At 38.0% G+C, this 7,203-nt stretch carries 11 protein-coding genes; all 11 read left to right on the top strand.

Annotation, left to right across the window (positions count from 1 at the left end; translation table 11 throughout):
• Positions 1-886: preprotein translocase subunit SecY (locus tag HP439_RS16690; RefSeq protein WP_172391476.1), on the top strand; the 886-nt coding region annotated here is incomplete at its 5' end.
• Positions 887-889: 3 nt separating this feature from the next.
• Entirely contained in the window at positions 890-1,672 is a 783-nt protein-coding gene (gene map / locus HP439_RS16685; protein ID WP_172391475.1) for a type I methionyl aminopeptidase, read from the top strand.
• A gap of 75 nt (positions 1,673-1,747) precedes the next feature.
• Positions 1,748-1,966, top strand: a complete 219-nt coding sequence (gene infA / locus HP439_RS16680; RefSeq protein WP_002997456.1) for a translation initiation factor IF-1 — start codon at positions 1,748-1,750, stop codon at positions 1,964-1,966.
• Between the two features lie 48 nt (positions 1,967-2,014).
• On the top strand, positions 2,015-2,131 hold the full coding sequence (gene ykgO, locus HP439_RS16675; RefSeq protein WP_013665024.1) for a type B 50S ribosomal protein L36: 117 nt from the start codon (positions 2,015-2,017) through the stop codon (positions 2,129-2,131).
• A 31-nt stretch (positions 2,132-2,162) separates the two neighbouring features.
• Positions 2,163-2,540 (top strand): 30S ribosomal protein S13, encoded by a 378-nt coding sequence (rpsM, locus tag HP439_RS16670; protein ID WP_172391474.1) that lies wholly within the window; start codon positions 2,163-2,165, stop codon positions 2,538-2,540.
• A 10-nt stretch (positions 2,541-2,550) separates the two neighbouring features.
• On the top strand, positions 2,551-2,940 hold the full coding sequence (rpsK, locus tag HP439_RS16665; RefSeq protein ID WP_172391473.1) for a 30S ribosomal protein S11: 390 nt from the start codon (positions 2,551-2,553) through the stop codon (positions 2,938-2,940).
• Positions 2,941-3,006: 66 nt separating this feature from the next.
• The gene (gene rpsD / locus HP439_RS16660; RefSeq protein WP_172391472.1) at positions 3,007-3,615 is read left to right on the top strand and encodes a 30S ribosomal protein S4; all 609 of its coding nucleotides are present in this window, start codon (positions 3,007-3,009) and stop codon (positions 3,613-3,615) included.
• An 89-nt stretch (positions 3,616-3,704) separates the two neighbouring features.
• On the top strand, positions 3,705-4,697 hold the full coding sequence (locus HP439_RS16655) for a DNA-directed RNA polymerase subunit alpha (RefSeq protein WP_172391471.1): 993 nt from the start codon (positions 3,705-3,707) through the stop codon (positions 4,695-4,697).
• A gap of 101 nt (positions 4,698-4,798) precedes the next feature.
• Entirely contained in the window at positions 4,799-5,341 is a 543-nt protein-coding gene (rplQ, locus tag HP439_RS16650; RefSeq protein WP_172391470.1) for a 50S ribosomal protein L17, read from the top strand.
• Positions 5,342-5,495: 154 nt separating this feature from the next.
• Positions 5,496-6,629: an aspartate aminotransferase family protein gene (locus HP439_RS16645; protein WP_172391469.1), complete on the top strand. Its 1,134-nt coding sequence runs from the start codon at positions 5,496-5,498 to the stop codon at positions 6,627-6,629.
• Positions 6,630-6,641: 12 nt separating this feature from the next.
• Positions 6,642-7,203: Rossmann-fold NAD(P)-binding domain-containing protein (locus tag HP439_RS16640; protein WP_484592850.1), on the top strand; the 562-nt coding region annotated here is incomplete at its 3' end.

The following is a 7,203-nucleotide window of genomic DNA, read 5'->3' as shown; positions in this document are numbered from 1 at the left end:
TGCAATTGTCTTGACAGCAGGTACCTTGTTTGTGATGTGGCTTGGTGAAAAAATTACAGATAAAGGTATTGGTAATGGTATCTCGCTTATCATTATGGTGGGTATTATTGCACAGTTGCCTGCGGGACTTGTAGCGGAATGGGGATCCCGCATGAGTCCTAGTGGTGGTGGCCCGATTCCATTGTTATTGGAATTTCTTGCTTTATTTTTTGTTGTTATTTTCAGTATCCTCGTGGTGCAAGGTATTCGTAAAGTACCAGTTCAGTACGCGAAGAAAATCGTTGGTAATAAACAAGTAGGTGGTGTGCGTCAGTATATCCCTTTAAAAGTGAATGCTGCAGGTGTAATGCCAATCATCTTTGCACAGGCGATTATGTTTTTACCGATGGCGTTATCTCAGTTTTTTCCAAATTTACAGTCTGAGTTTTTAACTTCATTAAGTAACTATACGTCATTGGCATATAATGTGACCTTCGGTGTTCTTATTATTGCATTTACATTTTTCTATACCGCTATCATGGTGAACCCTCAACAGATGTCTGAGGATATGAAAAAGAATGGCGGTTTTATTCCAGGTATTAAGCCTGGATATGACACGAATCTTTTTATCGATAATGTGATTTCACGGATCACTTTCCCAGGTGCTATTTTTATTGCAATCATCGCAATTTTACCTGCAATTGCAAGTAAGTTTGGTGTTAACAATCAATTTGCGCATTTCTACGGAGGGACTTCATTATTGATTTTAGTCGGTGTAGTGCTTGACACCCTTCAACAAATAGAAAGTCATTTATTGATGCGTCATTACGACGGTTTGATGAAGACTGGAAGAGTAAAAGGACGTTCAACCGCGTCGGTAGAGGGAATTGACCAATCAGTGATTTAATTAATGTCCAAAGTTTATTATAAAACAGAAGAGCAAATCGAGCAAATACGAGAGTCAGCTAATGTACTCTCGTTATTGCTAGGTGAAATTGCAGAAGTGATTAAGCCAGGCATTACCACGCTTTCGCTCGATAAGCTGGCTTATGATTTTATTCAAGATCACGGTGGTACTCCTGCTTTTTTAAATTATCATGGTTTTCCATATTCTTTATGTATTTCCGTTAATGATCAAATTGTTCACGGTTTTCCTAGTGAATACATTATTAAAGAGGGAGATCTAATATCAGTGGACGGTGGTGTGAATTTGAATGGTTTTATAAGCGATTCAGCTTACACCTTTGGTGTCGGTGAAATTAGTGCGGAAGCTCAACAACTTTTGGATGTCACTAAAGCTTCTCTTTTTAAAGGGGTAGAACAAGCTGTTGCCGGGAAGAGGGTAGGTGATATTTCATCGGCTGTTCAGGAACACGTTAGCCCTTATAATTACGGAATTGTTAGAGAGTTGGTAGGCCACGGTGTTGGTTTATATCTTCATGAAAAGCCTGAAGTTCCAAACTATGGTAAACGAGGTTCTGGACCGAAATTGGAAGAAGGATTGGTGATTTGCATTGAACCAATGATCAACGCAGGGAAACCTGGAGTTAAATTTTGGGATGACGGCTGGACAGTGAGTACTGTCGATGGAAAATTGTCTGCACATTTTGAACAGATGGTTTCGATTCGTAAAGGAAAACCGGATGTACTTTTGACCTTTGAACATGTAGAGAAAGTTTTGAGTAAAAAGTAATTGGAATTCAATGATTTTTATTTATCTTTGCACTCCTGTTTATACAGGTTAAAGACGTAAATTAAGTTAAAACATATGGCTAAACAAGCCTCTATAGAACAAGACGGTATAATTCGGGAAGCGCTATCAAACGCTATGTTCCGAGTAGAATTAGAGAATGGTCACGAGATTATCGCGCACATCTCTGGTAAAATGCGTATGCATTATATTAAGATTCTTCCTGGGGACAAAGTTAAGTTGGAAATGTCTCCCTATGATTTAACTAAGGGTAGGATTACGTATCGTTATAAATAAGCGATCCATACCCTTTAATTTTAGTTAGCTTTTAAAAAAATTACTACAATGAAAGTAAGAGCATCAATAAAAAAACGTAGCGCGGATTGTAAGATTATTCGTCGCAAAGGAAAAGTTTTTGTAATCAACAAAAAGAACCCTAAGTTTAAACAACGTCAGGGCTAGTATTTAATTCACAAAATCGCTAAAGTATTATATGGCAAGGATATCAGGTATAGATTTACCTAAAAACAAAAGAGGCGTTATAGGCCTTACCTATATTTTCGGTGTAGGGCGTTCTACTGCTGCTTATATCTTGGAAAAAGCAGGTATCAGCGAAGACGTTAAAGTATCAGAATGGAACGATGATCAACTAGCGGCTATTCGTACTATTATCAACGAAGAGGTTAAAGTAGAAGGTGCTTTACGTTCTGAAGTTCAATTGAACATTAAACGTTTAATGGATATTGGATGTTACCGTGGTTTACGTCACCGTAAACATTTACCTGTTCGTGGTCAACGTACTAAAAACAACTCACGTACACGTAAAGGTAAACGTAAGACAGTTGCAAATAAGAAGAAAGCTACTAAATAATAATTAAGAAATGGCTAAAAGTAAAAAGGTTACTAAGAAGCGTATCGTTGTTATTGAGCCTGTAGGTCAAGCTCATATTAATGCTACCTTTAACAACATTATCGTTACTTTAACGAACAATCAAGGGCAGACCATCTCTTGGTCTTCAGCTGGTAAAATGGGCTTCCGTGGTTCTAAAAAGAACACTCCATATGCAGCTTCTCAAGCAGCAAATGACTGTGGTAAAGTTGCACATGATTTGGGGTTACGTAAAGTGGAAGTTTTTGTAAAAGGCCCGGGTGCTGGACGCGAGTCTGCAATCCGTACTTTACAGACAGTAGGAATTGATGTAACTACGATCAAGGATATTACACCACTTCCTCACAATGGTTGTCGTCCTCCAAAACGTAGAAGAGTTTAATAACACGATTGTTTTAAGATAAGATTCGTCAACTATAGGTTGATAGATACTTCAAACAGAAAAAAAATGGCAAGATATACAGGACCTAAGTCCAAAATCGCTCGTAAATTCAGGGAACCAATTTTCGGCCCAGATAAAGCATTAGAAAAAAAGAATTATCCTCCAGGACAGCATGGTCCTTCAAAAAGAAGAGGTAAACAATCTGAATATGCAATTCAGTTGTTAGAAAAGCAAAAGGCAAAATATACTTATGGTGTATTAGAGCGTCAATTCCGTACATTGTTCGGGAAAGCGTCTGCTAAACAAGGTGTTACTGGTGAGAACTTCTTGAAATTGTTAGAAGCTCGTTTAGATAACGTTGTATACCGTTTAGGCATTGCCACAACACGCGCAGCTGCGCGTCAGTTAGTATCGCACAAGCATATCACTGTTAACGGTAATGTCGTTAATATCCCATCATATAGCCTACGTCCAGGGGATGTAGTCGCAGTACGTGAACGTTCTAAAACTCTTGAAGCAATTAGTGCTTCTGTAGAGGGAAGAAAAATCAACAAGTTTAGTTGGTTAGAGTGGAACGCTAACGAGTTGCAAGGAACTTTTGTTACTTTCCCTGAAAGATCAGATATTCCTGAAAACATTAAAGAGAATTTAATCGTAGAGTTGTACTCTAAATAATAATTAGTAAAATTAAGTATAGTCTTTATTGACTATACTTAATTTTATTATATTTTACGTTATTAATAAAAACTTTTAAAAAGAAATAAATGGCAATTTTAGCATTTCAAAGACCGGATAAAGTTATCATGCAAAAGTCAACTGATTTTGATGGTACATTCGAATTTCGTCCATTAGAGCCAGGTTTTGGTGTAACTATTGGTAATGCTTTGCGCCGTATTTTATTGTCCTCACTAGAAGGATATGCAATTACGTCGATAAGGTTTTCAGGCGTTTCGCACGAATTCTCTACTATCAAAGGTGTTGTTGAAGATGTTACTGAGATCATTCTTAACTTGAAACAAGTTCGTTTCAAGAAGAGCGGTGAGCAAGGTGATAACGAAAAGATCTTTGTAGTGATTAACGGTCAAGAGCAATTTAAAGCTGGTGACATTACTAAGTTTTCGAATAACTTTACTGTGTTGAACCCAGATTTAGTTATTTGTAATATGGATACTTCGGTTACGATTGAGGTTGAATTAGCGGTAGCTAAAGGACGTGGTTATGTTAATGCTGAAGAAAATAAAGTTACTGACGGTCCAGTAGGTTTTATCGCAGTGGATTCAATCTATACACCGATTAAAAATGTAAAATATAGTATCGAAAACTATCGAGTAGAGCAAAAAACTGACTATGAGAAATTGTTGTTAGATATTTCTACTGATGGTTCTATTCATCCTGAAGAAGCTTTAAAAGAAGCTGCTAAGATTTTGATTCAACATTTTATGCTGTTTTCTGATGAAAACATGTTGCTTGAATCTCAAACTAAAGAGGAGACTAAAGTTGTTGACGAAGAAATTTTACACATGCGTAAAATTTTGAAAACAGAATTAGTCGACCTAGATTTGTCAGTTCGTGCATTGAATTGTTTGAAAGCTGCTGATATTCGTACTTTAGCTGAGTTAGTTACTTATGATGTAGCTGACATGTTAAAGTTCCGTAATTTCGGTAAGAAATCTCTAAGCGAAATTCAAGAACTTGTTAAATCCAAAGGTTTATCTTTTGGAATGAATTTGTCTAAATATAAATTAGACGAAGAATAGAATAATTGTATATTAATAATAAATAGCGACCTGTTGCATAATTCCCCGCACGGTATAATTAAATTTTATTGCGGACGGTATGCACAAATAACTAAGAACAAATGAGACACGGAAAAAAGGTAAATCACTTAGGCCGCACTGACAGTCACCGTAAGGCGATGTTAGCTAACATGGCGACTTCATTAATTAAGCACAAACGCGTAACTACTACTTTGGCGAAAGCAAAAGCTTTGCGTACGTATATTGAGCCTTTGATTACTAAATCAAAAAATGATACTACACATTCACGTCGTACAGTGTTTGCTTATTTAAAAGATAAGGATGCTGTGACAACGTTGTTTCGCGAGATATCTGAAAAAGTAGCTACCCGTCCGGGTGGTTATACTCGTATTATTAAGTTGGAAAATCGTTTAGGTGATAATGCTGAAATGGCATTTATTGAACTAGTTGATTACAACGAAGTTTACGGTAACAAAGCTGAAGTTGAGAAAAAGTCGACACGACGTCGCGGTGGCGCTAAGAAAAAAGCTACTGAGACTGTTGCTGCCGAGACGACAGAAGAAGTAAAAGCAGAAGAAGCTCCTGCGGTTGAAGAAACACCAACTACAGATGCTCCTGCGACAGAAGAAAAGAAAGAAGACTAAGTTTTTTGATTTTCTAAGATATAAAACCTCGGCACGTGTGTCGAGGTTTTTTCGTATATACATATTGCGTGTATATTGTGATTTTAGTTAGTTAATTGGCGCATGTCTGACTATATTTGTATACAGTTTTTCCTACTATATTATATTTACTTTAATGGACTTATTTAATGTATATCCCATAAACCCCATAAATATCGTAAAAGCCCAAGGCTCTACAGTATGGGACAGTGTTGGTAATGAGTATCTTGATTTGTACGGCGGTCACGCCGTTATTTCAATTGGACATACACATCCACACTATGTTTCTAGGTTAACAGCACAACTCAATGATATTGGTTTTTACTCTAATTCAATTGAGATACCTATACAAAAGGAACTTGCTCAAAAGTTGGGGGAGATATCCGGTAAAATTGATTACAGACTTTTTCTCTGTAATTCTGGTGCAGAAGCGAACGAAAATGCGTTCAAACTTGCCTCATTCCATAACAACAGAAAGAAGATTGTGGCATTTCGTAAATCATTTCACGGTCGGACTTCGCTGGCAGTAAGCGCAACCGATAATCCCGCAATCGTCGCTCCCGTGAATGAAACAGACAATGTCGTGTTTCTTCCTTTCAATGATGAACAAGCATTGATAAATGCTTTTAGCGATTTCGGGCACGAAATCTCTTCAGTCATTATCGAAGGTATTCAAGGCGTGGGAGGGATCCGCGAAGCGTCCGTATCGTTTTTGAAACTAATTCGTTCCTTGTGTGATTCTTCTGGCGCTGTATTTATTGCGGATTCCGTTCAATGTGGTTACGGACGAACTGGAGATTTTTATTCGCACGACTATGCTGGTATCTCTGCCGATATTTATACTATGGCAAAAGGCATGGGGAACGGTTTTCCAATAGCGGGAATAGCTATTTCTCCAAAATTTGAAGCGTCATTTGGACTATTGGGCACAACGTTCGGCGGTAATCACCTAGCTTGCGCGGCCGCCATCGCGGTATTGGATGTTATTAAAGAAGAAAACTTGCTTGAGAATGCTAGGTCGGTCGGTAATTACTTAATTGGTGAATTGAAAAAATTCGATAAGGTTATCGAGGTTCGTGGTAGAGGGTTGATGATTGGTATTGATTTGCCTAGCGAGCTTGGCAATGTTAAGAAAGATCTTTTGGCTCAAAATCGCATATTTACAGGTGAGGCAAAACCAAATGTAATTCGTATTTTACCCGCGCTAAATATAACAAAAGAGATCGCAGATATATTTTTAACAGCTTTCGATGAAAGATTGAAAGCCTAATCCATTTATTGAATGAAAAAATTTTTTTCCGTTTCTGATGTTGATGACCTAACGGATGTCGTCAAAGATGCGCTTGCTTTAAAATCTTCACCATATGATTCTCAAACTTTAGGCAAAAATCGAACATTAGGACTTGTATTTTTGAACCCGAGTCTTCGGACGCGTTTAAGTACACAGAAGGCGGCGATGAACCTTGGTATGAATGTTATGGTTCTAAACATGGACAAAGAAGGATGGGCACTTGAAACACAGGACGGGGTGATCATGAACGGCGCGACGGTAGAGCATATTCGTGAAGCTGCCGCTGTTATGGGCGAGTATTGTGATATTCTCGGGTTGCGTTCTTTTCCGAGTTTGAAAGATAAAGAAGCGGACTACACAGAAGATCTTTTTAACAAATTTGTCAGATTCTGTGGTGTGCCTGTTGTTTCCTTGGAAAGTGCTACGCGCCACCCTCTTCAAAGCCTTACAGATCTTATAACAATAAACGAGTACAAAACAGTTGAAAAGCCAAAGGTAGTGCTCGCGTGGGCTCCACATGTCAAGGCCCTTCCTCAGGCTGTACCTAATTCGT

Origin of the sequence: Sphingobacterium shayense, assembly GCF_013179575.1 — a bacterium.
GTDB lineage: Bacteria > Bacteroidota > Bacteroidia > Sphingobacteriales > Sphingobacteriaceae > Sphingobacterium > Sphingobacterium shayense.
Note: the sequence above shows the minus strand (reverse complement) of the source record. Positions and strands in the feature narration are given on the sequence as shown.

Coding starts and splice junctions, on each gene's coding strand:
- map (WP_172391475.1), top strand. CDS start 890: ATGTCCAAAGTTTATTATAAAACAGAAGAGCAAATCGAGCAAATACGA.
- infA (WP_002997456.1), top strand. CDS start 1,748: ATGGCTAAACAAGCCTCTATAGAACAAGACGGTATAATTCGGGAAGCG.
- ykgO (WP_013665024.1), top strand. CDS start 2,015: ATGAAAGTAAGAGCATCAATAAAAAAACGTAGCGCGGATTGTAAGATT.
- rpsM (WP_172391474.1), top strand. CDS start 2,163: ATGGCAAGGATATCAGGTATAGATTTACCTAAAAACAAAAGAGGCGTT.
- rpsK (WP_172391473.1), top strand. CDS start 2,551: ATGGCTAAAAGTAAAAAGGTTACTAAGAAGCGTATCGTTGTTATTGAG.
- rpsD (WP_172391472.1), top strand. CDS start 3,007: ATGGCAAGATATACAGGACCTAAGTCCAAAATCGCTCGTAAATTCAGG.
- HP439_RS16655 (WP_172391471.1), top strand. CDS start 3,705: ATGGCAATTTTAGCATTTCAAAGACCGGATAAAGTTATCATGCAAAAG.
- rplQ (WP_172391470.1), top strand. CDS start 4,799: ATGAGACACGGAAAAAAGGTAAATCACTTAGGCCGCACTGACAGTCAC.
- HP439_RS16645 (WP_172391469.1), top strand. CDS start 5,496: ATGGACTTATTTAATGTATATCCCATAAACCCCATAAATATCGTAAAA.